The sequence below is a fragment of the Achromobacter sp. GQ309 genome (assembly GCF_059759315.1).
On record NZ_JCAXDP010000005.1, the window covers coordinates 611225 to 635687 of the forward strand.

A 24463-nucleotide genomic window follows, 5' to 3' on the forward strand; every position below is an offset into this window, starting at 1 on the left:
ACTTGGCTGGATCGGCTGAGCCAGGCGGGACTACGGATCGTATTCGAGGATTTGCGGCAATTGCCCGGAAACCGGCAGATTGCGCGTGGTTAGGCGGCCAGCGCCGTCTCGTCCTTCCAACGCTGTTTGTCGCGCAGCGGCGGCGTGCCGAACAGGCGGCTGTACTCGCGGCTGAACTGCGATGAACTCTCGTAGCCGACGGCATGCGCGGCCAGCGCCACGCCGGCATCGTCCGTCAGCATGAGCCGCCGCGCCTCCTGCAGCCGCAGGTGCTTCTGATACTGCAGCGGGCTCATGGCCGTGGCCTGCTTGAAATGATGGTGCAGCGACGACACGCTCATGTGGACGTCGCGCGCAATCTCTTCCACGCGCAGGGGTTGCGCGAAATTGTCCCGCAGGATGCGGATCGCCTTGGCCACGCGGTTCAGTTGGCTGTCCTGCAGCACCGTCTGGCGCAGCACGACGCCCTGGCCGTTCATCAGCAGGCGGTACAGCAGTTCACGCTTGATCATCGGCGCCAGGATCGGAATGTCCCGCGGCGTGTCCAGCAACCGCAGCAGGCGCAGCACCACGTCCAGCAGCGTGCTGCCCAGCGGATTGACGCAAAGCGCGCGCGAGGCTTCGGCCGGCACCAGCGGCGGCAGGTTCTCGTCGCTGATCAGCGCGGTGATCTCCTCGGGGTTCAGGTCCAGCCGCAAGCCCAGATAAGGCAGGGTCGGGCTGGCCACCGACACCTTGGCCACGAGGGGCAGATCCACCGAAGAGATCAGGAAGTGGAAGGGATCGTATTCATAGGTCTCGTCACCGATGAAAAGCCGTTTCGATCCTTGCGCGATTACAGCCAGTGCCGCTTTCTGCACGACCGGTTTGGCCCCCGACGGCTGCGACAGCCGATGCAGGTACAGGCCTTCGACCGGCGTATCCAGCGCCCCTTCAAGGTTGCCGGTCATGCGCTCGAGCGTGCAGAGCAGCTCGGACCGCGCCAGTTCGCAGGCGGCGTCCTGGGCGGCGATGCCGGGCGCGAGGGATCGGGCAGAATTCAGGGACATCGAGGGGCTCCCGGGGGCGCGCCGCCCGTAAACAAGAGGGGCGACGGCGGCAGAGGATTGGGTGTCCGCCAGTGTATTGCCATCTTGCGCGGTCCGCGCCGGCCGGCATGGGGGAACGGAGGATTAGGCAGGAATTCCGGAGAAAACGACGGGTCGCGTTGAATTGGCTGCCGGGCCGGAGAATCGGGCAAAAAAAGGGCAGGATCAAGCAGCGTGCGCGTGGCTCGCCGGACGCATACTGTCCGCACCCCGGCAGGCTGCCGCAGCGGTGTCCCACTCCGGGGCCCGGCGCGCTCGCCCGCCCCTGAAGGAGCACACATGCGATACAAGAAATTCGGCAGCACGGGCCTGTTCGTCTCGGAGCTTTGCCTGGGCACGATGACCTTCGGCGGCGAAGGCGAGCTCTGGAGCAAGATCGGCAGCCTGCAACAGGAAGACGCCAACCGGCTGGTGGGCCGCGCGCTGGACGCGGGCGTCAATTTCATCGACACGGCGGACGTGTACTCCGAAGGCCGCTCGGAAATCATCACGGGCCAGGCGCTGCGCGATCTGAAGATCCCGCGTGAGGACGTCGTGATCGCGACGAAGGTCTTCGGGCAGACGGGCGCGGGCGTCAATGCCCGCGGCAATTCGCGCGTACACATCCTGGACGGCGTCAAGAAGAGCCTGTCCCGCTTGCAGCTGGACCATATCGACCTGTATCAGATCCACGGCTTTGACCCCGCCACGCCGGTCGAGGAAACCATGCGGGCGCTGGACACGCTGGTGCAACATGGCCACGTGCGCTACATCGGCGTATCGAACTGGGCCGCTTGGCAGATCATGAAAGCGCTTGGCATCGCGCAGCGCCTGGGGTTGGCGCGCTTCGAGTCGCTGCAGGCGTACTACACGATTGCCGGCCGCGATCTGGAGCGGGAACTGGTTCCCATGCTGCAGAGCGAGGGCGTCGGGCTGATGGTGTGGAGTCCGCTGGCCGGCGGCCTGCTCAGCGGCAAGTACAGCCGTGATGGCGAGGCCGAGGCGGGCAGCCGGCGCGTCGCGTTCGATTTCCCGCCCGTGAACCGGGAGCGCGCCTACGACAGCATTGATGCGCTGCGGCAGATCGCAGACGCGCGCGGCGTGTCGGTGGCGCAGGTGGCGCTGGCCTGGCTGCTGCACCAGCAGGTCGTCACCAGCGTCATCATCGGCGCCAAGCGCGTGGATCAGCTGGAAGACAATCTGGCCGCCACGGATATCCGGTTGACGCAGGACGAACTGGCCGCGCTGGACAAGGTCAGCGCGCTGCCGCCGGAGTATCCGGGCTGGATGCATGTGCGGCAGGGCGAATATCGGCGACAGCAATTGCGCGAGGCCGGCGCCGCCTGACGCGAACCGCGTTCATGGATGGACCGGCGCGCCATCGCCGGTCCGCACCAGCCAGGCGTCATGCATTCTCGTGTTGAAGGCCAAGGGCAAACTCCGTACACCAACGGCGGTCGGCCATCTTAGTGCGGGGATTCTTCACCCCCCGCTAGTAAAATCGCACCGGTCTCCAACCTTGAAGTTTCAACATGAGCGAGTTTTTCACGTCTGGCGAACTGCTGGCGTTGCGTGAGCACGGCATCGCGGTGTTTGCCGGCCGCCTGCTGATCGATGTGCAACCCCCGATGTCCGACGCCCGCATCGCCGAGATCGACGCGCTGTGCGAGGGCCCGCTGCCGCCGGCGTTGCTCGACCTGTGGCGGCTGACCGCCGGCGGCGAGCTGGCCTACGATCTGCGCGCGCAGATGGACGGCAACGAAGAGGCCTTGAGCTGGTCCGAGCTGTTCTACGACGGCAGCGACCAGTACCGCGACCTGCAAGGGTGGATCGAGCACGAGCAGGAGTGCGCCGAGGAAGCCGCCGCCGAGGATGGCGCGACGTGGAATGGGAAGCTGCGCTATCTGCCGATAGGCGGTTTCGAATACTGCGACCGCATCTACGTCGCCGTGGAACCGGGGCCGCGAGCAGGCAGCGTGGTCGCGTGGAAGCAGGGCCTGCCGGGCTGGACGCACGCCTTGCAGCAGGACGGCATCGCGACCATCGCGCCGGACCTGCATGCCGCGTTTGCCGCGCTGTGCCTGGAAACCGACCCCGAGGAAGACGAAGACAGCCCCGGCCTGCGCGTTCTGGAGTATCTGGATGAGCGCGTGTCGGGTCACGGCATGCCGCAGTCGCTGGCCGACCGCGTGGCGGTCTTCTACCGGCAGGCGCTGGTCGACTGGCGCGGCCCGCTCGAGAACGGAACGCTGGCCGCCAAGCCTGGCCTGGCCGCGCTGGCCTTGCAGCACGCGTTGTCGCAGGATGACGCGGCCCTTGTGCGCCGTCTGTCGGCGCAGGGCGTGCGCCTGGATGCGCCGCTGCGCGGTAGCGCCCAGGCGCTGGACGTCGCGCTGATGCAGCATGCGTATGCGGCGGCGCAGGCGCTGCTGGACGCGGGCGCGCCGGTCAGCCCCACGGCCATTCACCGCTTCGATCGTGAGCCGCCTGCCGAGCTGGTCGCCGCACTGCTGGCGCGGGGCGCCGACGCCGACGCGCTGGGTGTCGCGCGCTGCGTCGCGTGCGGATCGCCCGATGCCGCGCGTATCGTTGCCCAGGCCTGCGGCGAGGGCATTGCCGAGGCGTACGCGCAGGTCCGCGATTCGATGGCCACCCGCTATCAGGAAGACCTCAAGCGCGTGCGCGCCGGCAAGCTGGGCCACTATCTGGGCGCGGACGGCCTGGCGGCGCGGGTCGAGAATCTGCGGGAGTTTGTCCTGTGAATCGTCTTGCCGCCGGGTTCGCGCTGTTGATCGTGCTGTGCAGTCCGGCGGCCTGGGCCACCGGCAAGCCATCATTCGATTGCGCAAGGGCCCGGACGGCGGTCGAGAAGGCGATATGCGCCGATAGCGGGTTGGCCGAACAGGACGCCAGCATCGCGAAACACTTCGGCAAGGCCAGAATGACCTTCGATCCGGCGACGGGCAAGGCGCTGACGGAAGACCAGCGGTGGTTCGTCAAGGTGCGGGACGAGGCCTACGCGTCGCCGCCCGGCAACGACCCGCCCCAAAAGGAACTGGCGGACCGGTTGAAGTATCGCGACGCCTTTCTGTCGTCGCTGGTGCTCAAGCGCCGTCAAGGCTTTGAAGGCGATTGGGAAAACCTCGCCGGTGGCATTTCGATCAAACGGCAGCCGGATGGCAGCCTGGCATTCGACGGCTCCGCGGCGCATCCGGAAAATGGCCGCTGGGTGTGCGACGTGCGCGGCGCGGGCGCGGTCAAGAACAATGCGGTGGTCATCGAGACGGTCGACGCCGACGGCTGGACGCTGACGTTGTCGCGCAAGGGATACGGTCTCGTGCTGTCCGAAAACCCGCCGGCCGAGGCCGCCGACGCAGCCAGCCGGCCGTATTGCGGCCTGAACGGCGCGCTCGGCGGCGTTTACTATCCGGTTTCAAGGCCTTGATCGGCGCGCCGCCGCCGCGACTAGAATGTCATTCCGAATCGCAGTGAACACGTTCTTGTTTTGAAAGGACAGGCGTGACCATCCCGTATTTGCGCCGGCTGACCGCTGTCAGCCGTAGCCCGCAAGCCAATCGCCATCTTGCCTATCTGCTGACCTTCACCGCCGGCGCCGTCAACGCGGGCGGGTTCCTGGCGGTCCAGCAGTACACCTCCCACATGTCCGGCATCGTGTCCATGATGGCCGACCACATGGCGCTTGGCGGGGTGATCGTGGTGCTGCAAGGGCTGGCGGCCCTGGTGTCGTTCATGGCGGGGGCGGCCAGCTCCGCCTTTCTGATCAACTTCGGGCGCAGGTCCCGGCTGGCCAGCGAGTACGCGCTGCCGTTGCTGCTCGAGGCCGTGCTGCTGCTGATCTTCGGCCTGCTGGGCGCCAACCTTGAGACGCTGCGCTGGTTCTACGTGCCCGGCACGGTGATGCTGCTCTGCTACATCATGGGTCTGCAGAACGCGATGATCACCAAGGTGTCCCGGTCCGAAATCCGCACCACGCACGTGACGGGCATGGTGACCGACATCGGCATCGAGCTTGGCAAGCTGTTCTACTGGAACGTCGCGAAGGGCGACCCGCAGTCAATGCCGCGGGTGCTGGCCGACCGCGGCAAGCTCATCGTGCTGAGCCTGATGGTGACCTTGTTCTTCGTCGGCGGCGTGACGGGCGCGTATTCGTTTTTCAACTTCGGCTTTGGGTCGACCTGGCCGCTGGCATTGCTGCTGATGCTGCTGGCCGCGGTGCCGATCCTGGACGATATCCGCAGCTTCATGCACCGCGCCTAGCCGGCCGCGCCTGGCCGGCCGCCATTACCGCTTGGATTTGACCGCGGCGGAATGGCTCAGGAAAACCTGCAGCGCCGCCAGCGTTTCATAATGCAGACGTTCGAAGCGGGCGTCCTTGACCGGGTCGGTGATGGCGTGCCCCTTGGCGTCCAGCGCGTAGGGTTCGCCCAGCAGCCGGCCAATGTCGACCTGGTAGTAACTGGAATTTCTATACGGACGCTTGCCGTCAATGTAGGGCATGGGCCAGAAGCGGTCCCCTTCGCGCAAAACCGCGCCCAGCGCCTGATCGTCCACTTCGCGCCAGACCGCGGCGCGCAGCTGGACAAGATGCTCCTTGCGTAGATTGAACATGCCCTGCGCATCCACGCCGCTTTCCGGAAAGTCGAAGGCCTCGCGCATTTCGGCTGGCACGGCGTAACGGCCGGGTTGCAACCTGCCGATGGATTGCACATAGCGCGGGACCAGGCGGCAGACTTCGGCCAGCCGCCGGATGGCCAGCGCATCGTCGGTTGTCTTCAGCGCGCCGCGGGCGGTGGCAAGCGTATCGGCGCCGCCAAGCAGCGGTTGCTCGAAATCGATGCCGGGCGCGCCGGATTCGACCGGCATCCATTGCACCCGCAGCAGGCGCACCAAGGCCGCGTGCTGAGGGGTGTAGGACAGGCTGGCGTCCGGCGCCGCATAGACCTTGCGGACGATGGCATCGCGGGCGGGTGAGGCCAGGGCGCGCAGCGGCGCGGCAATCAGGCTGCCCAGCATCAGCAGCAGGGGACGACGGTTCATGGGGGTCTCCGGGCGCAACGGCCCTATTGGGGCAGGGTTGCCAACTGGGTTTCGGTGAAGGCGTAGCCGGGCTGCAGGCGTAGCGCGGCCTCGTAGGAGTTGCGGGCGTCCGCCAGACGCCCAAGCCTGCGTTGCAGGTTGCCCAGATTCGTCAGGATCAGTGCGCTGGCCGGCTTGGCGCGCACGGCCTTTTCAAAGGCGCTCAGCGCTTCCTCCGGGCGGTTCAACGCATCCAGCACCGACGCCTGCAGGTTGTAGCCGATGCTCCAGCCAGGAAACTTTGCAGTCAGCACCTGCGTTGTCGCCAGCGCGTTGGGCAGGTCCGCGCGCTCGGCCTGCGCGCCCGCCTTGTTGACGTACGCCCATCTGTTGTCGGGATTCAATGCGATGGACTGCTCGAATAACGCAAGCGCCGCCGCCATGTTGCCTTGCTGACCGTGCAGCTTTCCCAGGAACAGCCTGATGTCGGCGTCGGCGGGCGCCTGCCGCGCCATGTCTTCGGCGATGCGCTGCGCCTCCTGGCGATTGCCGGCTCGCAGCGCCGCGGAGATCTGCGCGTTCTGCGCCTGCAGGGCAGGGGGCCACTGTTGGATGCGCGCACGCAGCGCGTCGTTCTCCGCTCGCAGCTCTGCAAGATAGGCGTCGTCCAGTTGCGACGCGTCCTGGGCATGGGCTGGCTGGCCCATCAGAACGCTGACGAGAAGCAACGGAGAGAAAAGACGGATGCGAAGCGCTGCAAGCATGAGAAGGGCCGCCGGGCGTCATGTCGGGCCCATACGATACCGGAACCATCGCGGACGAAGCGGCGGCGGGGCGGCCGCGCCCGACATTTCAGACCAGCACTACAATGCCCGAGCGCGTGTTGCGAACGATCAGGCGCCCCGGCAACGGCCGGAGGTACGCTGATCCCGGCAGTTGCGACACGTATTCATAGGAGGAGCAGACAAGTCATGGACGCGGAATTCTGGCTGGAACGGTGGCGCGAAGGGCGCACGCATTTTCATCAGGCTCGGATCACGCCGCTTTTGCAGAAGTACTGGCCGACGCTTGACGTCCCCAAGGGCGGCAAGGTGCTGGTCCCGCTTTGCGGCAAGTCGCTGGACATGGTGTGGCTGGCCGCGCAGGGCCATCAGGTGCTGGGCGCAGAGCTCTCGCAGCTTGCGGTGGAGCAGTTCTTCACCGAAAACGAATTGCGGCCGGTCAAGCACGAGTCCGCATACGGCACGCACTACGTGGCCGGCAATATCGAGATCGTCTGCGGAGACATCTTCAAGATGGATGCGCAGGTGCTGTCGCATTGCGTGGGCGTGTTTGACCGCGCGGCGCTCGTGGCGCTGCCGGACGCGATGCGGGCAAGCTACGTGCGCCACGTCTACGGGCAGTTGGCGCCGTCCTATCGCGGCCTGCTCATCACCTTGGACTATCCGCAGGAAGAGATGGCAGGCCCGCCGTTTTCCGTGGTCGACAGCGAGGTGCAGGCAATCTTCTCGGACGTTTCGCCCGCCGTCATCATCGACCGCCGCGACATTCTTGATAAGGAACCCAAGTTCCAGTCTGCGGGCGTCAGCCGCCTGGACACGGTGGTTTACCGGCTGGGCGTGCAGGACTGAGCGCGTCGCGGGCTAGGTCATCAGCCAGCCGCCCGCCACGTCCAGCACCTGCCCAGTCACGAACCTGGCCTGATCGGACGCGAAGAACAGGCAGGCATCCGCCACTTCCTCGGGCGTGCCCAGGCGCCGCAGCGCAGTCATGGCCGCCACCGCGTCGTTGATTTCCTGTGGCACGCTTTTCAGCAGCGGGGTGCTGATCCGGCCGGGCGCCAGCGCATTCACGGTCACCTGATGTTCGCCGAGTTCGGCTGCCCAGTGCCGCGTCAGCCCGATCAGCCCGGCTTTGGTGGCCGCGTAATGCGCCGCCACGATATCGCAGTACGCCTTGCCGGCCACCGACGACATGTTGATGACGCGCCCCTGTCGCGCTTGCACCATGTGCGGCGTGGCCAGATGCGTCATGTAGAACACGCTGTTCAAGTTCACCGAGACGACGTTGTTCCACTCCGCCGGCGGCATCTCCCATACCTTCAGCGCGCGGCCGTTCGTCTTGGGTGAGATGCCGACGTTGTTGACCAGGACAGTGGCGGCGCCCAGTTCGCGCGTGATGCGGTCATAGGCGGCCTGGCACTGGTCGAAATGTGCGACGTCGGTGGGCACGAAACACACGTCATGGCCACGCTTCTGGAGTTCCTTCTCGTAGGCTTGCCCGGCCTGCGCATTGAAGTCGACGAGACCCACGCGGCCGCCTTCGGCCAGAAACGCCTCGACGATGGCCGAGCCGATGCCGCCGACCGCGCCCGTGACGATGATGGTCTGGCCGGTAAAGCGCGCGTTCATGGCCGCACCTGCAGCATGATCTTGCCGATGTGCTTGCTGCTTTCCATCAATGCGTGCGCGCGCGCGGCCTCGGCCAGCGGGAAGACCTCGTGGATCAGGGGCAGGCACTTTCCCTGATCCATGAGCGGCAGCACCTTCTGCACAAGCGATTGCGCGATGGCGCCCTTGTCCTCGTCGGACCTCGGGCGCAGCGTGGATCCGGTGAATTGCAGCCGTTTGGTCATGATGGGCAGGGCGTCGATCTCGGCCTTGCTGCCCTCCAGGAACGCAATCTGCACCAGCCGTCCGTTCAGGGCCAGCAACCGCAGGTTCTTGTTGATGTAGGCGCCGCCCACCATGTCCAGGATCACGTCGACGCCCACGTTGCCCGTGCCCTCGCGCACGGCGGCCTCGAAGTCTGCGTCGCGGTACTGCACGGCATGGTGCGCGCCGGCTTTCCGGCAGGCATCCGCTTTCTCTACGTTGCCGACGGTGGTCCAGACTTCCGCGCCGAATGCGCGTGCGAGCTGGATTGCCGTCAGGCCGATGCCGCTCGAGCCGCCGTGGACCAGAAACTTTTCGCCTGCGGTGAGGCGTGCTCGGTCGAACACGTTGGTCCAGACGGTGAAGTAGTTTTCGGGAATGGCCGCGGCCGTCAGCAGATCCAGACCGCGCGGCACCGGCAGGCAATGGCGCTCGTCGGCCAGGCAGTACTGGGCATAGCCGCCGCCCGGCGTCAGCGCGCAGACCTGGTCGCCGGCCTTCAAGCCTTGCACCTCGGGACCGGCCGCCACGACGGTGCCCGACACTTCCAGGCCCAGATAGGGCGAGGCGCCCGGGGGCGGAGGATAGGAACCCGAGCGTTGCAGCACGTCCGGGCGGTTGACGCCCGCGAAGGCTACTTCGATCAGCACCTGGCGGCGCGTCGGCGCTTCCATGTCGCGTTCGGCGATGCGCATGCAGTCGGGCGCGCCGCCCTTGCCATGGTCGATGAATGTGCAGCGTAAAGACATGAGACGTTCGTCCTTGGATTTCAGTGGCCCAGATAGGCCTTCTTGACGTGAGGGTCGCTGAGCAATTCCGCGCCCGTGCCCGTGCGCACGATCGCGCCGTTTTCCAGCACATAACCGCGATCCGCCAGCCGCAGCGTGCGGAACACGTTCTGCTCCACCAGCAGCACCGTCACGCCGTGCGAGGTGACGTCGCGGATGATGTCGAACATCTGCTGCACCAGCAGCGGCGACAGCCCCAGCGACGGTTCGTCGAACACCAGCAGTTTGGGATCGGCCATCATGCCGCGCGCAATCGCCACCATCTGCTGCTCGCCGCCCGACAGCGACCCGGCGTACTGGCTCAGCCGCTCCTTCACGCGCGGGAAGATGCGCAGCACTTCGTCGAGCTTGCGTTCGACGATCGGCCGCGCGGCGCGCTTGTACGAGCCCATGAGCAGGTTGTCCCGCACGGTGAAGTGCGGGAAGAGCTGTCGCCCTTCGGGAATCATGGTGATCCCGGCGTCCACGATGTCGTAGGGTTCGCGGTTCGTCAGGTCCTGGCCTTCGAACTCCACCTTGCCCTGCGTGGCGGTAATCACGCCGCACAGCGTCTTGAGCGTGGTCGTCTTGCCCGCGCCGTTGGCGCCGATCAGCGTGACGATCTCGCCCGCGTTCACCTCGAAATTCAGGCCGTTGAGCACCTGGCTCTTGCCATAGCCCGACGTCAGATTCGACACCTTAAGCATCCTGATACTCCTTGCCCAGATAGGCTTCGATGACGGCCGGGTTCTCGACCACGTCCTTGGGGGCGCCGCTGACCAGCACGCCCCCTTCATTCAGGACGATGATGCGGTCGGACAGCGCCATCGTGGCCTGCATCATGTGTTCGATCAGCAGCACCGAAACGCCGGAATCGCGGATGCGACGGATCATCTGGATGGATTTCTCGATGTCCGTGGGGTTCAAGCCCGCCATCACTTCATCCAGCAGCAGGATGCGCGGCTTGATCGCCAGCGCACGCGCCACTTCCAGACGCTTCATGCCGCCCACCGTGAGGCTGCGCGCTTCGGTGTTCAGATACTTCACCAGGTCGGTCTGCTCGGCCACCTTCAGGGCGATCTGCTCGGCCTCGTCGCGGTCCGACGTGTGGATGAACGCGCCCAGCATGATGTTTTCCAACACCGTCAGTCCCGTGAACGGTTTGGCGATCTGGAACGTGCGGCCCAGGCCCTTGTGCGCGAAGGCGTCGGGCGTCTTGCAGGTGACCCAGTTGCCTTGCTCGTCGCGCATCGTGATGTCGCCCTTGTCCGGCGACAGAAAGCCCGACAGCAGGTTGAACACCGTGGTCTTGCCCGCGCCATTGGGCCCGATCATGCCCAGGATTTCGTGCTGGTTGAGCGTCAGCGATACGTCGTTCGTGGCGCGCAGGCCGCCGAAGCTCTTGAACAGTCCCTCCGCCTTCAGGACCGGCTGCTCGCTGCGGGTGGCGTTACGGATGCGGATCTCGTCGGCCAGCTTGAGCTTGGCCGGCGGCGTGCCAAGGTAGGGCAGGCGCGCCAGCATGCGCTCGATGAACGGCCCGAACGCACCTGCCAGCCCACGCGGAATGGTTAGCACCACCGCGACCAGGATCAGGCCGTAAATCAACCCGTGCATGCCGTTGCCGACGCTGCTGAGCCAGCCGCGCGCCAGTTCCGCGATGGGCAGCACCAGGAAGGTGCCCGCGATCGGGCCGGAAACGGTGCCCAACCCGCCGATCAGCGCAAACATCGCGACCTGAATGGACAGCTCCAGCGAGAACGCGGAGCTGGGATCGACGAAGGTCAGGTAGGTGATGTGGAACGTGCCGATGATGCTGGTCAGCACGGCGGACACCACGGCGGCGATGATCTTCACGCGCACGGTGTGGATGCCCACGGCCAGCGCGGCATCCTCGCGTTCGCGGATCGCGATCAGGTAGTGTCCGATGCGCGACTTGCGGATGTACCACGAGACCCACGTCACCAGTACGAACAGACCGAACGCGATGATGACGTAGTTGATCTTCTCGCGGAACACGATCCACGCCCAGCCGATGTTCAAGGGCAGGCTGATGCCGCTGGAGCCGCCGGTCCAGCTTTCCTCGTGGATGACCAGAAGGCGAACCACTTCCAGGATGGCGATGGTCGCCAGCGCAAAGAAGGGTCCGCGCAGGCGTAGCGTGGGATAGCTGATCAAGATGGCGACGGCCGCGGAAATGGCGGCTCCCGCGAACATGCCGATCCACGGCGAGATGCCGAAGTTCTGCGTCAACAGCGTGGCCGTGTAGCCGCCGATGCCATAGAACACCGCATGGCCGAGGGACAACTGGCCGGCATAGCCGCCCACGATGTTCCAGGCGACCGACAGCGCGGAAAACACGAACAGCAGGACGAAGAGGTTGGTCCAGAAGGGCGTGCCCATGACGACGGGCACGAGGAACATCGTGATCAGCAGGATGAGGCTGACGTAGGCTTTGGGATGTCGAAAGTCGGGAAACACGTCTTGCTCCTTGTTGTTCTGGTCACTCTGTACCGACACCGAACAGACCGTTCGGCTTCAGGACAAGGATCAAGAGGAAGATCCCGAAATAGACGACCTCTTTCAGGTCGGGCGCGATGTAGAAACCCGCCAGCGTGTCGACGATGCCGATGATCATGGACCCTGCGACGGCGCCATACAGGCTGCCCAGCCCGCCCAGCACCACGATCACGAACGCGGTCAGCACGAAGTAGGTGCCCACCGTGGGGAACACCGGGTACTGTGGCGCAAGCAACCCCGCGGCGATGCCGACAAAGGCGGTGCCCAGCCCGAAGGCAATGGCGTAGACGTTATTGACGTTCACGCCCATCAGCGTGGCGGCGTAGCGGTGCTGTGCCACAGCCCGCAACGCGCGGCCCAGATAGGTGCGGTGCATGAACAGGTGCAGCAGCACAGCCAGCGTCAGGCCGATGATGAACGTGACGACTTGTCCCGTGACCATCGAAAACGGACCGAACTCGATGGCGTTGGTGCCCAATTCGACCGGCGCGCGATAGACGTTTGCGCCAAAGATCACCAGCGCCAGGTTCAAGAGGATGGTGGACACGCCCACCGTGGCGAAGATCTGGATGTGTTGATCCGCATGAAGGAGCGGCTGGATGATGCCCTTCTGCGTCAGCGCGCCCAGCGCGAACAGAATGACGGCCACCGGAATCAGACCCGCGTAGGGGTGGACGCCGAACTGCGCCGCGATCAGATAGACCATGTACATGCCGATCATCAGGAACTCGCCATGCGCGAAGTTCACGACGCGCACGACACCGAAAATGAGCGTCAGCCCCAGGCTGATGATCGTGTATGCGCCGCCCAGCAACAGGCCGTTGATGACCAGTTGAATGAATAATTCCATTGTGCAACCTCTAAGTGCGGGAAGCGCCCCGTCCCTGTTCCGCAGCGTCCAGGGGCGGGGCGCTCAGGCCCCGGGTAAGACCGGACGCGCACCGGGGGCGCAAGGCCCCGGCGCCCGGCCGCTGGCATAGCGCTTTATTTCTTGAAGATGGGCTTGCCGAGAGCGAGGTTTTCCGGGCCGATGGTGACGAGCTTGCCGTCCTGCCACTGCATCACGTAGAAGGTCGAGGCATTGTTCTGCCCGTCTTCGCCGAAGTCGAAGCCCCAGCCGTTGGCCGTCTGGCCGGCGGGCTTCTTGTAGGCCAGCACCGCGGCGCGGATCTTGTCCTTGTCCGTGGACTTGGCGTTGGCGATGGCTTCAAAGAAGGCCTTGGCGCCGACGTAGTTGGTCAGGCTGTGGCCGGATTGCGGATCGCTCTTGTAGGTTGCCTTGTAGGCTTCGAGGAACTTGTCCAGGCCTGGCGCGCCGGCCGGATTGATGGACGCTTGCGGGAAGTCCAGGTCGAACACGCCGTTCATGTCGGCGCCCACGGCCTTGGCGGTGTCGGCCAGCGAATAGCCGCCGCCCGCGCCGATCACGACCTTTGGCTTGAAGCCCGCCGCGCGCGCCTGGCTGAAGAACAGGATGGCGTCGTTCTGGTAGGCCGTCTGCAGCACCACGTCGGCCTTCGCGCCCTTCAGGCGCAGGATCAGCGACGACAAGTCGACAGTCTTGGCCGAGTAGGGCAGGACCTCCACCACGTTGTAGCCAAGCTCCTGCGCGCGCTTCTTTTCGGTGGCCGCCACGTCGGTCCCATACGGGCCATCTTCGTGGATGATGCCGATCTTGATGTCCTTCGGGTTCAGGCCCATGCCTGGCGCGATGGTGTCATGCAACGCGTTCACGACCGACACGCCGTACAGCGCGGTGTTGGGATTGCTGCGGAACAGGTACTTGTAGTTGCGCGTGGTGATCTTGTGCGCGGTGGCGCCCAGTTCGAAGTAAGGCACGCCCGCCAGCTCCGTCACGGGCGATGCCGCGTACGAAATGCCGGATGCGTAGCTGCCGAACACCCCCACCACGTTGGCCGAGATCAGGCGCTTGGTCTCGGACACCGCCTGGGTAGGGTCGACGGCGTCGGCCTTGATGATTTCGATCTTCTCGCCGTTGATCCCCCCGGCCGCGTTGATCTCGTTAACGGCCAGTTCCAGACCGCGATAGCTTTCCTGTCCAAGCAGCGCAAGCGCGCCGCTGAACGGGAATAGCGCGCCTACCTTCATGTCGGCCGCTGCGGTGCCGCTTGCCAGCGCGCCGCATACACCCAGCGCCAAAACAATTTTGTTGAACTTGAACACTGTCTACGCTCCTTTGTTGGTATGGAATGCGGACTGGATACTGCGTTCCGTCCGTCTTTTGCTATATATGATATATGCGCCGGCGGGGCGAGGAACCCTCGCCTTGGATTCTAGTGGCGGTCGCTTCATGCCGAATCAGGGAATTCCCTGAAACCGCATGAATAAAGCCTCAGCGGCCGATATACGAGGAAAATGCGCAGCTGATTCCGTCAGGCGAACGACGCTTTTTGGATGAAGCGGCACACGCAAGACGGATCACGGGATAGCTGGTTTTATCATATATCGTATATGATGGTCCGCACTTATAAGAACGATCCTAGGAGACAAACGCATGTTCGAGGAAGTGGATTTCACCGGCAAGAAAGTACTCATCACCGCCGGCGCCGATGGGCTGGGCCTGGAAATGGCCAAGGTCTTTCACCACGCGGGCGCTACCGTGTTCGTGTGCGACGTCAACGAGGAACGGCTGGCCGCGTTGCCTACGGAACTGCCCGGTGTGCAGGTGGCGCGGGCCGACGTATCCGACGAAGCCGGTGTTGAACAGCTGTTCGCCGCCGTTCGCCAAACACTCGGCGGCCTGGACATTCTGATCAACAACGCGGGTGTGGCCGGTCCCACGGGTTTCGTCGAAACGCTTTCCAAGGCGGATTGGGACCGAACGCTCGCCGTCAACATCACCGGCCAGTTCCTGTGCGCGCGTCAGGCCATTCCCCTGCTCAAGGAATCGAAGGCCGGCGTGATGATCAATCTCTCTTCGGCGGCGGGGCATCTTGGCTTTGCGGGCCGGTCGGTGTATTCCGCCTCCAAATGGGCGGTCATCGGGTTCACCAAGTCGCTCGCGATCGAACTGGGCGGCCATGGCATTCGCGTCAACGCCATCCTGCCCGGCGCGGTTGAAGGCCCGCGAATTCGCGCCGTCATCGCCGCCAAGGCCGATACGCTGGGCCGGCCGGTCGAAGAGATCGCGGCGCAGTACGAAAACCAGGCCGTGCTCGGCCGCATGGTCACAGCCCGCGACATCGCCAACATGGTCCTGTTCAACGCTAGCGAAGCGGCGCGCAGCGTGACAGGCCAGGCCATCGTCGTGGACGGCTTCACGCAGAAGCTCTACTGATGGCCGCGGACCACATGCCGCGGCGCGCGGCCATCATTGGAACGGGACTGATCGGGCAAGGGTGGGCCATCGTGTTCGCGCGCATGGGCTGGGAAGTGCGGCTTCATGATGTGAACGCTGCGATGCTTGCCGAAGCGCGTGCGCTCATCCTGCAACAGCTTCGCGTGCTGGAAACACAGGGCCTGCTCGACAACGCGGATGCCATCGTCGACCGCGTGCAGGTGTCGGCCAGCTTGCAAGAGGCATTGCAGGGCGCCAGCTACGTCCAGGAGAATTCCCCGGAAAGCGTCGAGATCAAGCGCGCGCTGTTTTCCGAACTGGACGCGCTGGCCGAACCCCACGCCATCATCGGCAGCTCCACGTCCAGCATCCCGGCCAGCCAGTTCACCGAGCATCTTGCCGGCAGGCACCGGTGCCTCGTGGCGCATCCGGTCAATCCGCCGTACCTGATTCCGGTCGTCGAACTGTGCCCGGCGCCGTGGACCAGCTCCGAAGCGCTGTCCGGCGCGCGCGACGTGATGACCGGCATCGGCCAGAAGCCGGTGCTCGTGCGGCGCGAAATCGAAGGCTTCATCCTGAACCGCCTGCAAGGCGCGTTGCTGCAGGAAGCCTTCCGGCTGGCAAGCCAGGGCATCGCCAGCGCCGAAGACATCGACACCACCGTCAAGGACGGCCTGGGTCTGCGCTGGTCCTTCATGGGACCGTTTGAAACCATCGACCTGAACGCGCCGGGCGGCATCGCGGATTACTGCCGCCGCTATGGCGGACTCTATCAGTCCATTGGCGCAAGCCAGGGCGATTGCGTGGCCTGGGAAGGCGCGCTGGTCGACGCACTATCCGAAGAGCGGCGCGCCCTGCTGCCCGAGGAAGACCTTGCCGCACGCCGCTTCTGGCGCGACGAAAAGCTGATGCGCCTCATGCGTCACAAACAACACGGAGACAACAATGGCTAAGCCCAAACAGAAAGTCGTCATCACTTGCGCCGTCACGGGCGCCATCCACACGCCCAGCATGTCGCCGCACCTGCCGGTCACGGCCGACGAGATCGCCGAGGCGGCGATCGGCGCGGCCAAGGCCGGCGCCGCCGTCCTGCACCTGCATGCGCGGGATCCGCAGACGGGCAAGCCTTCGCAAGATCCGGCGCTGTTCAAGCCTTTCCTTGAGCGCATCAAGCGCGAGACCGACGCCATCATCAACATCACCACCGGCGGCAGTCCGCACATGACGGTGGAAGAGCGCATGCGGCCGGCCACTACGTTCCAGCCGGAGCTGGCGTCGCTGAACATGGGCTCCATGAACTTCGGCCTCTTTCCGATGCTGGACCGCTTCTCCGAGTTCAAGCACGACTGGGAGCGGGAGCATCTGGAGAACAGCCGTTCGCTCATCTTCCGCAACACCTACCAGGACATCGAGTCCATTCTGACGCTTGGCAACGCCAACGGCACGCGCTTCGAGTTCGAGTGCTATGACATCAGCCACCTCTACAACCTGGCGCATTTCGTGGACCGCGGCCTGGTCAAGTCGCCGCCCTTCATCCAATCGGTGTTCGGCATCCTGGGCGGCATCGGCCCGCACCCGGAAGACCTGATGCACATGAAGCGCACGGCGGACCGCCTCTTTGGCGACGACTACGAATGGTCGATCCTGGGCGCCGGCCGCAACCAGATGCCGCTGGCAACTATCGGCGCGGCGATGGGTTCGAACGTGCGGGTGGGTCTTGAAGATTCGTTGTGGATCGGACCGGGACAACTGGCCGAATCCAATCGCGTGCAGGTGGAGCGCATCCGCGGCATCCTCGAGGCGCTGAACCTGGATGTCGCGACGCCGGACGAAGCGCGGGCCAAGCTGGGATTGAAAGGCAAGGACAACGTCGCGTTCTGATGCTGCGGGCGGGCAGGGCGGCCGGCGGGCATCAAACCCGCCAGCCCTTGCTGGCAGCAGTGGGGTCAGGCGTGACGGCGCAGCGCGGCGGCCAGCGTGGCCACATCCAGCGTACGGTCAAAGTTGGCGGCATGGCGCGCTTTCAGGCTGAGGTCCGCCGCCAGCGACAGTTCCGCATCGGATGGCTCGCCGGCCGCGCCAAGTTCGCGCAGCGTGACCGGCAGGCCGACCTGGGCATACCACTGCTTCAGATCGGCCAGCATGCCGTCGTTGCGGTTCTCCAGGTCAAGCTGCACCAGCAAGCCCACCGCCACCTGCAGGCCGTGCAGCGCGGTGGCGACGCCGTTGATCTTTGGTAGCCCGCGCGTCAGAGCGTGGGCAATGGACAGGCCACCGCTTTCAAATCCGAGACCGCTCATGAGGATCATCGCTTCCACCACGCGCTCGAAGGCGGGCGTGGGTTGGCCGGTTCCGGCTACGGCCACGGCGTCCGCGCCGTCCGCCAGCAGCGTGCGCAGGCAGCCGTCGGCGATGAGCTGGGCCGTGAGCAGCGGCGCCGCGTCGTACATGTTCTTGCCGCCGTTGCGCTGGCACTGTTCGGCTTCAAACTTCTTGGAGATTGCATCGCCCAGCCCGGCCCGGAAGAAGTGCACCGGCGCGGTCGCGATGATGGCGGTGTCGACCAGCACGATGGTCGGATTGAACAGCATGTGCTCGACGGCCAGGAGGTTGTGATGTGCGTCGTAAAGCACGTAATTCTTGCTGGTGGGCGCGTCGTTGGACGCCACGGTGGGCACGGTGATCAGGTGGCAATGCGACGACTTGGCCACGGCTTTGCCGGCATCCAGCGACTTGCCGCCGCCCACCGCAATGACCATGTCGATGTTCGCCGGCGCGGCTTGCGCGCGCAAGTCGTCGATGACTTCAGGCGTCAGGTCGCCTTCGACGATCAGCGGCGCAAGTGCCACGCCATGCTGGGCGCACAGCGCCTCGATTCTCGGACCCAACACGCCATGCACATAGCTGTCGATGACCAGCGCGGCGCGCTTTCCGAACAGCGCCGCGTATTGCCCCAGCGCGTCCAGGGCGCCCGATCCCTGGATGTAGCGGCTGGGCGCTCCGAAAATCTTCAGCATGGCGTCTCCCTATTTGCGAGCCCCGGGGGGGCGGTAGTCGAGTTCTTTTTCCCGTTCGACCAGCCAGTCGATCATGATCTTTCCGCCCCAGACCAGATCGGCCTGGATGGCGTTGCGCGCCGCTTCCGAATCACGCGCTTCCAGGGCCTCGATGACGGCCTCGTGGCGATGCTCGTTTTCGGAATAGTCCAGGCCGGCGGTCTTGACGTGAAACACCTTGAGGATGGGACCGGTGATGACCCAGAACGACTCAACGGTGTTGCGCAGGATGGGCTTGTTGCTGGCTTCGAGGATGGCGAAGTGGAATTTGCGATTCAGGTAGCTGGCGCGCTTGGGGTCGGTGGACGTGCACGAGATGAAATCCCGTTGCAACGCGATCAGGTTGTCGAGCTGCTTGCGCGTGATGTTTTGCGCGGCCTCGGCGGCGCCCATGCCTTCAAGGTGGAAGCGGATCTGCTGGATCTCCCGCAGCTTTTCCGAGTTGACGTACGGCACGTAGACCGCGGTGGCCGCCTGCATCTCGAGCCCTTGCTCACTGATCAGCCGGAAGATGGCCTCGCGCACCGGCGTGATGGACACGCCCATTTCCTGCGCCAGCTCGCCGATGATCAGGCGCTCGCCAGGTTCGTATTGCCCGTTGATCAGGGCATTACGGATTTCGTTGTAGACCCTGACGGAAAGGTTCTCTTTTTTGACCGGTTTGAGGCTGGGCATGGCGTTTCTGGCTTGCTGTATGGAGGGTGCAGGTGAATCCAGGAGCGATTCTAGCCCGGCGTAGCCAATTCGAGCGCAATGGGTATATTATATATCATATATCCATACGACAGGAGGAGGCGCGATGCGCAAGGATCAGGAGGCCCCTACCGCAGGGGAAATCGCGATGCTGCGGGAAAAGGCCCGCCATATCAGGCTGGAGACCATCCGCCTCATCGAAATTGCCAAGGTCGGACACTACAGTTCCGTCTTTTCGTGCGCCGAGATCTTCGCGGCGCTTTATTTTGATGTGATGCGTCTGCGCCCGGGCGAGCCGCAGTGGCCGGATCGTGACCGCTTCCTCATGGGCAAGGGCCACGCCGCCGTCGGCCTGTTCCCCGTGCTGGCCGATCTGGGCTTCATCGATCACGCGTTGCTGGACGGCTACACGCGGTTGGGCAGCCCCCTGGGCGATCACCCCGACATGAGCAAGGTGCCGGGCGTCGACTTCAGCTCGGGCTCCATCGGTCATGCGCTGTCCAACGGCGTTGGCATGGCCGTCGGCGGCCGCATGAACCAGCGGGACTTCAACGTGTTCGTGATGCTGGGCGACGGCGAAATGCAGGAAGGGCAGGTGTGGGAAGCCGCGTTGTTCGCCGCGCACAACCGCTTGTCCCGCCTCATCTCTATCATCGACCGCAACGGCTATCAGCTCGACGGCAAGGTCGACGACGTCATGGGGGTGGAGTCGCTGAAAGAAAAGTGGCAGGCGTTCGGCTGGGAGGTCCACGAAGTCGATGGCCACAATCTTGCCGAACTGACTGGGCTGCTGCGCCGCCTGCGCGCCGATGATGCGCGCGCCAAGCCCGCATGCGTGATCGCCCGGACCATCAAGGGCAAGGGTGTCTCCTATATGGAAACCGAACCAGGCTGGCACCTGGGCTACCTGGCCCCGCAAGATGCGCAAAGCGCTGTCGAAGAAATCCTCTCCCGCGAGATCTGAATGGCACAGGCACAAGTACTCTCTCCCGATTCCTGGCAGTACCGCGCCCTGAATGCGGTGAACCCCGGGCTGTCCTACCTTTCCGACGGATTGATCGAGCTGGTGAAGGCCGGGCATCCCGTCGTGGCCGGATCGGCCGACCTGCAGTATTCGAACGGGCTGAATCGTTTCGCCGAGGCCTATCCCGACCGCTACGTGCAGTTCGGCATCTCTGAGCAGAACATGGTGTCGGCGGCCGCCGGGCTGGCAACGACCGGCATGATGCCGTTCGTCGCCACGTTCGCGTCGTTCCTCGGGTTGCTGTGCTGCGAACAGATCCGGATGGACGTCGCCTACACGCGCCTTCCGGTCCGCCTGATCGGCCATCACACGGGTATTAGTCTGGGCTTCTACGGCACCTCGCACCACGCCACCGAAGACATCTCCACCATGCGCGCGCTGGCGGGCCTGACGGTGGTATCCCCCGCGGACGGACCACAATTGGCGGCTGCCATCAAGGCGTCCGCGGACTGGCCCGAGCCCATCTATTTCCGTATCGGCCGCGGCCGCGATCCGCAGGTCTACAAAGACAACACGCCGTTCGAATTCGGCCGTGCCATCGTCCACGAAGCCGGTAGCGACCTGACGCTGATCGCCTGCGGCATCACGCTGCACGGTGCGCTGGCCGCGGCTCGCCAGTTGCGCGAAGAGGGCCTGTCGGTTGGCGTGATCGACATGCCGACGATCAAGCCGCTGGACCGCGACGCCATCCTGAAGGCTGCCGGGCAGTCGCGCCTGATGATGACGGTCGAAGAGCACAATGTGCTGGGCGGCCTGGGTTCGGCAGTTGCCGAGGTGCTGGCCGACGCGGGCACCGGCACGCGGTTGCGCCGCCATGGCATCTATGACGAATACAGCCTCATTGCGCCGCCCACCACGCTGTACGCCCATTACAAGCTAGACGCCGAAGGCATTGCCGGCGTCGCGCGAGAATTCATCCAGCATTGATCCGGAGACATCCATGAAGGAAATCAGCGGCAACACGCGCCTGTTCGGCATCCTCGCCGACCCGATTCACCATGTGAAGACGCCGCAGCGCATGAACGAACACTTCGCCAAGATCGGTTTCGATGGCGTCTGCGTGCCATTTCACGCGCGGCCCGACAACCTGGCGGCCGTGGTCGACGGCCTGCGCCGCCTGGAAAACCTGGGCGGCGTGATCGTCACGGTGCCGCACAAGACCGCCATCCTGGAACTGGCCGACGACGCCACGCCCGTCGCACGCAAGATCGGCGCGGCCAATGTGTTGCGGCGTGAGGCCGATGGGCGCCTCGTGGCGCACATGCTGGACGGCGAGGGCTTCGTGCGTGGCCTGCGCAGTTGCGGCGTCGCCCCCGAGGGCAAGAGCGTCTACCTGGCGGGCGCGGGCGGCGCAGCCAATGCGATCGGCTTCGCGCTGATGCAGGCTGGCGTCTCACGCCTGACCATCGCCAACCGCACGCCCGCCAAGGCCGAGGACCTGAAGGCCCGCATCCTGTCGCTGCATCCAGACGCGCAGATCGCGGTGGGCAATGCCGACCCGGCCGGCCATGACCTCGTCGTCAACGGCACGTCGCTGGGCATGAAAGAGGGCGATCCGCTACCGCTGGACGTGAGCCGCCTGACGCCGGACCAACTGGTCTGCGAGGTCATCATGCAGCCCAAGGACACGGCGCTGCTCGTGGCGGCGCAGGCGCGCGGCTGCAAGATTCATTACGGCGCGCCGATGCTGGCCTGCCAGATCGAACTGATGGTGGAAACGCTGGGCGTGACGTCTGCCCGTTAGGCGGCGCTGCACACATCCGGTAGACAACGATGGGCGACTACGACTTCATCATCGCGGGTGGCGGAACGGCCGGCTGCATCCTGGCCAACCGCCTCAGCGCGGACGGCAAGTATCGCGTGCTGCTGCTGGAGGCCGGCCACGAGGCGCGCAGCATGTGGATTCCCATTCCGGCGGGCTTTTCCAAGCTGCTGGTCGATCCGCAATACAACTGGCGCTTTGCCACCGAACCCGAGAACAACGTCCACGGACGCGTCATCGCCGTGCCCCGCGGCAAGGGATTGGGCGGGTCCACGCTGATCAACGGCATGATCTACGTGCGCGGCCAGCCCCAGGATTACGACGGCTGGGTGGCCGCGGGAGCCGCCGGTTGGGGACGCGACGTGGCCGAGCGCATCTACCGCAAGATAGAGAACTACGCGCCGGGCGGCGAGACCCGCGGCAAGGACGGCCCGATGCACCTTGAAGAGGTGGCCGAGCGCTTTCCGGTGTCGGACGCCTTCCTGCAGGCTGCGCGCGAAGACGGCCAACCCTTCAATCCGGACTACAACAGCGGCGATCAGGAAGGCGTGGGCTACTACCAGGTGCTCCAGCACCACGGCCGGCGCTGGAGTGTCGTGGACGGCTACCTGAAACCGGCCGCGGGACGGCGCAACCTCAGTGTCGAATGCGGCGCCCATGTCACGCGTCTGGTGTTTGAAGGTAAGCGCTGCGTGGGCGTGGTCTACCGCCAGAACGGGCAGGAACACGTCGTGCGCGCACGCCGCGAAACGCTGGTCTGCATGGGTGCGGTGCAATCCCCGCAATTGCTCGAACTGTCCGGAGTGGGCAATGCAGCCTTGCTGGCCTCGCACGGTATCGGCGTGGTGCACGCGCAGCCGGCGGTGGGCGAAAACTACATCGACCACTTCGCCACGCGCATGAACTGGCGCGTCAAGAACACGGTCACCTTGAACGAAATGTCGCGCGGCTGGCGGCTGGCGCAGCAGGTGGCGCGTTACTACATAAGCCGCAAAGGCATCCTGACCCTGGGCACAGGGTTGGTGCACGGCTTCGTGAAAAGCGCGCCCGGATTGCCCACCCCCGACGTGCAGTTTTTCTTCGTGCACGCCAGCTACGCCAACGCTGCCGAACGCATCCTGGACCGGCATCCCGGCATGACGATCGGGGTGGCGCAGTTGCGTCCCGAGTCCGTCGGGTCCATTCACATTAAGTCGGCCGATCCGCTGGCCGGACCTGCCATCCGGCCCAACTTCCTGTCCGCGCAAGTCGACCGCGACAGCCTGGTAGGCGGGATGCAGGTGGCACGCCGCATCGTGAGTCAGCCCGCCCTCAAACGCTACGTGGAGGCCGAGGTCAGCCCCGGCGTGCAGGTGGACAGCGACGACGAATGGCTGGACTTTGCGCGGCGCAACGGACAGACCATCTACCACCCCATCGGCACCTGCCGCATGGGAACGGACGCCGCGGCCGTCACGGACGTGCGGCTGCGTGTCAACGGGCTGACGGGCCTGCGCGTGGTGGATGCCTCGGTCATGCCGAAGATGGTTTCCGGCAACACGCAGGCCGCCGTCATGATGGTGGCCGAGCGCGGCGCGGAGATGATCCTCGAAGACGCGGCGCAGGCGTAGGGAACTTCCGGTCAGTAAAAATGGCGCGCTTGCTTACGACCGGCGCGCCATTTTTCTTGAAGGCGCCCGGCATGCGCCTTGCTAACGCGCTGTTCCGACTGCAGACTGCAGGTTAGGCTGCACCAACTGAAAGGAGACCGTATGACCTACGACCTTTGGTATTGGGATGGCATTCCCGGGCGGGGAGAATTCGTGCGCCTGGCGCTGGAAGCGGGCGGTATTTCGTATCGGGAACGCGCCCGCGATCCGGGCGCCGACGAAAGCGCGTTGATCGACGACATGCAATCGGCCCGCAAGCACCCGCCTTTTGCGCCGCCTTATCTGGTGGCCGGAAAAATGACGTTGGGGCAGACCGCCAATATTCTGCTTTTCCTCGGCGAGAAGCATGGCCTTGCGCCCGAATCGCTTGAAGGCCGGTTGTGGGTAAACCAGTTGCAACTCACCATTGCCGACATGGTGGCCGAAGCGCACGACACCCATCACCCCATTTCCGCCAGCGATTATTACGAAGACCAGAAAGAAGAGGCCGCCCGCCGCGCCAAGGTATTTCGCGAAGCGCGTATTCCGAAGTTCCTGGGATATTTCGAACGGCTGCTGGATGGGCCGCAGGCGTGGTTGGCGGGCGGCGCCAAATGGACCTACGTGGACTTGTCCCTTTATCACTTGGTCGATGGCTTGCTGTTCGCGTTTCCCAAACGCATGGCGACCGTTGCCGCGCATTATCCAAATGTGTTCGCCCTGCACGAGCGCGTGACCGCTTTGCCTGAACTGCAGGCCTATTTTTCGAGCGGCCGGCGCTTGCCGTTTGGCGAGGGCATTTTCCGCCAATATCGCGAGCTGGACGCCGCTTGAATCCGGGATTTCCCGAGTGTGCGTCGTGACGACGCTTTGAATTCTTTTTAAAAGGGACATTCAGAAATACATCGGGCCATGATAATTTCTGGGATTAAGTAGTTTCCATTAGATACATAAAAA

General features: G+C 64.7%; 23 protein-coding genes and 1 pseudogene. 13 read left to right on the top strand and 11 right to left on the bottom strand.

Annotated features, from left to right (window positions below):
- Positions 1-89: 89 nt before the first annotated feature.
- Positions 90-1049 carry an AraC family transcriptional regulator gene (locus tag AC6CIE_RS19100; RefSeq protein WP_175125989.1) on the bottom strand — a complete coding sequence of 320 codons (960 nt, stop codon included), beginning with the start codon at positions 1047-1049 and terminating at the stop codon, positions 90-92.
- Between the two features lie 318 nt (positions 1050-1367).
- Here AC6CIE_RS19100 and AC6CIE_RS19105 point away from each other — a divergent pair, with 318 nt between their 5' ends.
- The 4 genes and pseudogenes from AC6CIE_RS19105 to AC6CIE_RS19120 form a co-directional block, all read left to right on the top strand.
- Complete coding sequence (locus tag AC6CIE_RS19105; protein ID WP_218343204.1) at positions 1368-2414, top strand: aldo/keto reductase; 1047 nt, start codon at positions 1368-1370, stop codon at positions 2412-2414.
- 185 nt (positions 2415-2599) lie between these two features.
- The gene (locus AC6CIE_RS19110; protein WP_498093347.1) at positions 2600-3829 is read left to right on the top strand and encodes an SMI1/KNR4 family protein; all 1230 of its coding nucleotides are present in this window, start codon (positions 2600-2602) and stop codon (positions 3827-3829) included.
- The gene (locus tag AC6CIE_RS19115; RefSeq protein WP_175125992.1) at positions 3826-4512 is read left to right on the top strand and encodes a lysozyme inhibitor LprI family protein; all 687 of its coding nucleotides are present in this window, start codon (positions 3826-3828) and stop codon (positions 4510-4512) included. The genes AC6CIE_RS19110 and AC6CIE_RS19115 overlap by 4 nt, the downstream gene beginning before the upstream one ends.
- Positions 4513-4586: 74 nt before the next feature.
- A pseudogene (locus AC6CIE_RS19120) lies at positions 4587-5339 on the top strand (YoaK family protein); the annotation flags it as partial.
- Positions 5340-5369: 30 nt separating this feature from the next.
- Here the strand turns inward: AC6CIE_RS19120 and AC6CIE_RS19125 are convergent.
- Positions 5370-6125, bottom strand: coding sequence for a hypothetical protein (locus tag AC6CIE_RS19125; protein WP_498093349.1), 756 nt, complete (start codon positions 6123-6125; stop codon positions 5370-5372).
- Positions 6126-6148: 23 nt separating this feature from the next.
- Positions 6149-6868, bottom strand: coding sequence for a tetratricopeptide repeat protein (locus AC6CIE_RS19130; protein WP_498093351.1), 720 nt, complete (start codon positions 6866-6868; stop codon positions 6149-6151).
- A gap of 207 nt (positions 6869-7075) precedes the next feature.
- Between AC6CIE_RS19130 and AC6CIE_RS19135 the strand changes: the two genes are divergently transcribed.
- The gene (locus tag AC6CIE_RS19135) at positions 7076-7735 is read left to right on the top strand and encodes a thiopurine S-methyltransferase (protein ID WP_498093353.1); all 660 of its coding nucleotides are present in this window, start codon (positions 7076-7078) and stop codon (positions 7733-7735) included.
- Positions 7736-7747: 12 nt separating this feature from the next.
- On the opposite strand, the gene AC6CIE_RS19140 is transcribed toward AC6CIE_RS19135, so the two are convergent.
- From AC6CIE_RS19140 to AC6CIE_RS19165, 6 genes are all read right to left on the bottom strand, one after another.
- The gene (locus AC6CIE_RS19140; RefSeq protein WP_175186586.1) at positions 7748-8515 is read right to left on the bottom strand and encodes an SDR family oxidoreductase; all 768 of its coding nucleotides are present in this window, start codon (positions 8513-8515) and stop codon (positions 7748-7750) included.
- Entirely contained in the window at positions 8512-9507 is a 996-nt protein-coding gene (locus AC6CIE_RS19145; RefSeq protein WP_175125998.1) for an NAD(P)H-quinone oxidoreductase, read from the bottom strand. The genes AC6CIE_RS19140 and AC6CIE_RS19145 overlap by 4 nt, the downstream gene beginning before the upstream one ends.
- 20 nt (positions 9508-9527) lie before the next feature.
- A complete protein-coding gene (locus AC6CIE_RS19150; protein ID WP_105240095.1) occupies positions 9528-10232 on the bottom strand; it encodes an ABC transporter ATP-binding protein in 705 nt (234 codons plus the stop codon).
- On the bottom strand, positions 10225-12006 hold the full coding sequence (locus AC6CIE_RS19155) for a branched-chain amino acid ABC transporter ATP-binding protein/permease (protein WP_175125999.1): 1782 nt from the start codon (positions 12004-12006) through the stop codon (positions 10225-10227). Before AC6CIE_RS19155 ends, AC6CIE_RS19150 begins: the two co-directional genes overlap by 8 nt.
- Before the next feature lie 22 nt (positions 12007-12028).
- A complete protein-coding gene (locus AC6CIE_RS19160; protein ID WP_175126000.1) occupies positions 12029-12895 on the bottom strand; it encodes a branched-chain amino acid ABC transporter permease in 867 nt (288 codons plus the stop codon).
- 134 nt (positions 12896-13029) lie between these two features.
- Entirely contained in the window at positions 13030-14229 is a 1200-nt protein-coding gene (locus AC6CIE_RS19165; RefSeq protein ID WP_498093356.1) for an ABC transporter substrate-binding protein, read from the bottom strand.
- A gap of 331 nt (positions 14230-14560) precedes the next feature.
- On the opposite strand from AC6CIE_RS19165, the gene AC6CIE_RS19170 reads away from it, so the two are divergent.
- Genes AC6CIE_RS19170 through kce form a run of 3 tightly spaced genes read left to right on the top strand, consistent with a single transcriptional unit; the run spans position 14561 to position 17224 of the window.
- Positions 14561-15343 carry an SDR family oxidoreductase gene (locus AC6CIE_RS19170; protein ID WP_175126002.1) on the top strand — a complete coding sequence of 261 codons (783 nt, stop codon included), beginning with the start codon at positions 14561-14563 and terminating at the stop codon, positions 15341-15343.
- A complete protein-coding gene (locus AC6CIE_RS19175) occupies positions 15343-16296 on the top strand; it encodes a 3-hydroxyacyl-CoA dehydrogenase (RefSeq protein WP_498093358.1) in 954 nt (317 codons plus the stop codon). The genes AC6CIE_RS19170 and AC6CIE_RS19175 overlap by 1 nt, the downstream gene beginning before the upstream one ends.
- Positions 16289-17224 (top strand): 3,5-dioxohexanoate:acetyl-CoA acetone transferase, encoded by a 936-nt coding sequence (kce, locus tag AC6CIE_RS19180; RefSeq protein ID WP_286940064.1) that lies wholly within the window; start codon positions 16289-16291, stop codon positions 17222-17224. Before AC6CIE_RS19175 ends, kce begins: the two co-directional genes overlap by 8 nt.
- Before the next feature lie 65 nt (positions 17225-17289).
- Here kce and AC6CIE_RS19185 read toward each other — a convergent pair whose 3' ends face one another.
- The gene (locus AC6CIE_RS19185; RefSeq protein ID WP_495603101.1) at positions 17290-18360 is read right to left on the bottom strand and encodes an iron-containing alcohol dehydrogenase; all 1071 of its coding nucleotides are present in this window, start codon (positions 18358-18360) and stop codon (positions 17290-17292) included.
- A gap of 9 nt (positions 18361-18369) precedes the next feature.
- The gene (locus AC6CIE_RS19190; RefSeq protein ID WP_056570648.1) at positions 18370-19074 is read right to left on the bottom strand and encodes a GntR family transcriptional regulator; all 705 of its coding nucleotides are present in this window, start codon (positions 19072-19074) and stop codon (positions 18370-18372) included.
- A 124-nt stretch (positions 19075-19198) separates the two neighbouring features.
- Here AC6CIE_RS19190 and AC6CIE_RS19195 point away from each other — a divergent pair, with 124 nt between their 5' ends.
- From AC6CIE_RS19195 to AC6CIE_RS19215, 5 genes are all read left to right on the top strand, one after another.
- The gene (locus tag AC6CIE_RS19195) at positions 19199-20056 is read left to right on the top strand and encodes a transketolase (RefSeq protein ID WP_498093360.1); all 858 of its coding nucleotides are present in this window, start codon (positions 19199-19201) and stop codon (positions 20054-20056) included.
- Complete coding sequence (locus AC6CIE_RS19200) at positions 20057-21043, top strand: transketolase family protein (RefSeq protein ID WP_218343218.1); 987 nt, start codon at positions 20057-20059, stop codon at positions 21041-21043.
- Between the two features lie 13 nt (positions 21044-21056).
- Complete coding sequence (locus AC6CIE_RS19205; protein WP_498093362.1) at positions 21057-21860, top strand: shikimate dehydrogenase family protein; 804 nt, start codon at positions 21057-21059, stop codon at positions 21858-21860.
- 29 nt (positions 21861-21889) lie between these two features.
- The gene (locus tag AC6CIE_RS19210; RefSeq protein ID WP_498093364.1) at positions 21890-23488 is read left to right on the top strand and encodes a GMC family oxidoreductase; all 1599 of its coding nucleotides are present in this window, start codon (positions 21890-21892) and stop codon (positions 23486-23488) included.
- A 141-nt stretch (positions 23489-23629) separates the two neighbouring features.
- A complete protein-coding gene (locus AC6CIE_RS19215) occupies positions 23630-24340 on the top strand; it encodes a glutathione S-transferase (RefSeq protein ID WP_498093366.1) in 711 nt (236 codons plus the stop codon).
- Positions 24341-24463 lie beyond the last annotated feature (123 nt).

What these genes read in the sequence shown, in the direction of transcription:
- AC6CIE_RS19195 (WP_498093360.1), top strand. Translation starts at nt 19,199, where the DNA reads ATGCGCAAGGATCAGGAGGCCCCTACCGCAGGGGAAATCGCGATGCTG.
- AC6CIE_RS19110 (WP_498093347.1), top strand. Translation starts at nt 2,600, where the DNA reads ATGAGCGAGTTTTTCACGTCTGGCGAACTGCTGGCGTTGCGTGAGCAC.
- AC6CIE_RS19130 (WP_498093351.1), bottom strand. Translation starts at nt 6,868, where the DNA reads ATGCTTGCAGCGCTTCGCATCCGTCTTTTCTCTCCGTTGCTTCTCGTC.
- AC6CIE_RS19210 (WP_498093364.1), top strand. Translation starts at nt 21,890, where the DNA reads ATGGGCGACTACGACTTCATCATCGCGGGTGGCGGAACGGCCGGCTGC.
- AC6CIE_RS19160 (WP_175126000.1), bottom strand. Translation starts at nt 12,895, where the DNA reads ATGGAATTATTCATTCAACTGGTCATCAACGGCCTGTTGCTGGGCGGC.
- AC6CIE_RS19140 (WP_175186586.1), bottom strand. Translation starts at nt 8,515, where the DNA reads ATGAACGCGCGCTTTACCGGCCAGACCATCATCGTCACGGGCGCGGTC.
- AC6CIE_RS19175 (WP_498093358.1), top strand. Translation starts at nt 15,343, where the DNA reads ATGGCCGCGGACCACATGCCGCGGCGCGCGGCCATCATTGGAACGGGA.
- AC6CIE_RS19145 (WP_175125998.1), bottom strand. Translation starts at nt 9,507, where the DNA reads ATGTCTTTACGCTGCACATTCATCGACCATGGCAAGGGCGGCGCGCCC.
- AC6CIE_RS19200 (WP_218343218.1), top strand. Translation starts at nt 20,057, where the DNA reads ATGGCACAGGCACAAGTACTCTCTCCCGATTCCTGGCAGTACCGCGCC.
- AC6CIE_RS19135 (WP_498093353.1), top strand. Translation starts at nt 7,076, where the DNA reads ATGGACGCGGAATTCTGGCTGGAACGGTGGCGCGAAGGGCGCACGCAT.
- AC6CIE_RS19150 (WP_105240095.1), bottom strand. Translation starts at nt 10,232, where the DNA reads ATGCTTAAGGTGTCGAATCTGACGTCGGGCTATGGCAAGAGCCAGGTG.
- AC6CIE_RS19215 (WP_498093366.1), top strand. Translation starts at nt 23,630, where the DNA reads ATGACCTACGACCTTTGGTATTGGGATGGCATTCCCGGGCGGGGAGAA.
- AC6CIE_RS19205 (WP_498093362.1), top strand. Translation starts at nt 21,057, where the DNA reads ATGAAGGAAATCAGCGGCAACACGCGCCTGTTCGGCATCCTCGCCGAC.
- kce (WP_286940064.1), top strand. Translation starts at nt 16,289, where the DNA reads ATGGCTAAGCCCAAACAGAAAGTCGTCATCACTTGCGCCGTCACGGGC.
- AC6CIE_RS19190 (WP_056570648.1), bottom strand. Translation starts at nt 19,074, where the DNA reads ATGCCCAGCCTCAAACCGGTCAAAAAAGAGAACCTTTCCGTCAGGGTC.
- AC6CIE_RS19125 (WP_498093349.1), bottom strand. Translation starts at nt 6,125, where the DNA reads ATGAACCGTCGTCCCCTGCTGCTGATGCTGGGCAGCCTGATTGCCGCG.
- AC6CIE_RS19170 (WP_175126002.1), top strand. Translation starts at nt 14,561, where the DNA reads ATGTTCGAGGAAGTGGATTTCACCGGCAAGAAAGTACTCATCACCGCC.
- AC6CIE_RS19100 (WP_175125989.1), bottom strand. Translation starts at nt 1,049, where the DNA reads ATGTCCCTGAATTCTGCCCGATCCCTCGCGCCCGGCATCGCCGCCCAG.
- AC6CIE_RS19105 (WP_218343204.1), top strand. Translation starts at nt 1,368, where the DNA reads ATGCGATACAAGAAATTCGGCAGCACGGGCCTGTTCGTCTCGGAGCTT.
- AC6CIE_RS19185 (WP_495603101.1), bottom strand. Translation starts at nt 18,360, where the DNA reads ATGCTGAAGATTTTCGGAGCGCCCAGCCGCTACATCCAGGGATCGGGC.